This is a genomic window from Shimia fortis, assembly GCF_040225985.1.
Lineage (GTDB): Bacteria > Pseudomonadota > Alphaproteobacteria > Rhodobacterales > Rhodobacteraceae > Shimia.
Map to the genome: position 1 here is coordinate 1 of NZ_JBBPEU010000050.1, position 326 is coordinate 326.

Below are 326 nucleotides of genomic sequence, written 5' to 3' on the forward strand. Positions count from 1 at the left end.
GGCAAGCCGCTGGCGCAGACGCAGCTGTTCCAGCTGAAGCTTGCGAACATGCAGACCGAGATCGCGCTGGGGTTGCAGGCGGCGCTGCGCGTGGGGCGCCTGATGGACGAGGCCGAGGCCGCACCCGAGATGGTGTCGATCATTAAGCGCAACAACTGCGGCAAGGCGCTGGAAATCGCGCGCCACGCCCGCGACATGCATGGCGGCAACGGCATCAGTCTCGATTTCCATGTGATCCGCCACATGGTCAACCTCGAGACCGTGAACACCTACGAAGGCACCCACGACGTGCACGCCCTCATCCTGGGCCGCGCACAGACCGGGCT

At 65.3% G+C, this 326-nt stretch carries 1 protein-coding gene; it reads left to right on the plus strand.

All coding sequences use genetic code 11. From position 1 onward, the window contains the following. Positions 1-326: acyl-CoA dehydrogenase family protein (locus WNE31_RS18475; protein ID WP_349981401.1), on the plus strand; the 326-nt coding region annotated here is incomplete at both ends.